Source organism: Pseudomonas persica (genome assembly GCF_900291015.1).
In the GTDB taxonomy this organism is placed as follows: Bacteria; Pseudomonadota; Gammaproteobacteria; order Pseudomonadales; family Pseudomonadaceae; genus Aquipseudomonas.
Genome location: NZ_OLKL01000153.1, coordinates 1 through 271, shown reverse-complemented (window position 1 = coordinate 271; position 271 = coordinate 1). Strand labels below are relative to the sequence as shown.

Genomic DNA, 271 nt, shown 5'->3' with positions numbered 1-271 from the left:
CCCCACTGCACCTTCGACGTGCGCTCCAGGTAGTGGGTGGTGTCACCACCGATGGTGGCCAGGATCGGCAGGAACAGGAACGCGTACACCGGGATCAACAGCGTGTACATGCCATACCAGTCGATCCACACCAGGTAGTACTGCCACGGCAGCACGATGTAGAACGCGGCCAGCAACGCGTAGTAGTCACCTGATCGTGTTGGCGCCAGGGTGATGAATTCGCGCAGTGCGAACAGCGAGATGATGGCGAACAGCACGATCACTCCGGCGC

1 protein-coding gene is annotated in these 271 nt (G+C 60.5%); it reads right to left on the bottom strand.

Annotated features, from left to right (window positions below; all coding sequences use genetic code 11):
* On the bottom strand, window positions 1-271 hold a 271-nt coding region (locus FQ664_RS26085), incomplete at both ends, for a phosphatidate cytidylyltransferase (protein ID WP_178091082.1).